The sequence below is a fragment of the Campylobacter sp. TTU-622 genome (genome assembly GCF_016598965.1).
Taxonomy (GTDB): domain Bacteria; phylum Campylobacterota; class Campylobacteria; order Campylobacterales; family Campylobacteraceae; genus Campylobacter_D.
Genome location: NZ_JAENKR010000191.1, coordinates 1 through 779 on the forward strand (window position 1 = coordinate 1; position 779 = coordinate 779).

Here is a 779-nt window from a genome sequence, read left to right on the forward strand (position 1 = left end):
GGCTTTAATTATTTTGCTTATTGCTCTTTTATGGTTGAAAAAGAATATGCTTTATAAAAAAAATATAGATATAAAAAATTTTAATATTATTTTTCAAAAACCTTTAGATAGAAATAATCAATTTATGATTTTAGAATATAACTCAAAACGTTATGTAATGATTATTGGTCAATCTAATTTACTTTTAGAAAGTAGTGAAATTCCGGTTGATAAAATGGAAAAAGATTTGGAAGATAAAAATTTTAACTCTTTCTTTGAAGAAAATAAAAGAAAGATTCAAAATTTAATTAATGAAAAGACAAAAAGCAGTTAAGGTACTTGATTTATCGATATATTAATATTGCTAGGTTTGGTAATTTTTTTGATTTCATCTTTTGATAGATTGAGTTTTTGATCTTTATTATAAATATAAAGTGTGTCTTTGCAAAAAGAAAAATTAATTTTTTCTTCACTAAAACTTAATGTTTTTGCAAGTGTTAGCATAAATCCTAACCAAGTTATAATTTGAGAATTTGGTAAAAGTTGTTTGAAATGCTCTAAATTATAAGGGATAGCTTTTTTACCATTTAGTTTAATAATGGTAGCAATAAGAGCTTTTTCTTTGTGTGAAAACCCATAATTTAAACCACCTAAGATAAAATTTGCTGAATGTTCATTTGCAAAATAAAAATTTAAATATTCTCCAATATGACAAAGTTTTGAAGCTACTATTAAGATATTTTTATAGTATGTATTAAGATTATGAATCTCTTTAAGTGTATCAAAAATTTGCAAAGCAT

The 779-nt window shown here is 22.5% G+C and carries 2 pseudogenes; one reads left to right on the forward strand and one right to left on the reverse strand.

From position 1 onward, the window contains the following. Positions 1-313 (forward strand): annotated as a pseudogene (locus JG677_RS08395) (hypothetical protein); the annotation flags it as partial. On the opposite strand, the pseudogene JG677_RS08400 reads toward JG677_RS08395, so the two are convergent. Further along, a pseudogene (locus JG677_RS08400) lies at positions 310-779 on the reverse strand (Ppx/GppA family phosphatase); the annotation flags it as partial. The pseudogenes JG677_RS08395 and JG677_RS08400 overlap by 4 nt on opposite strands.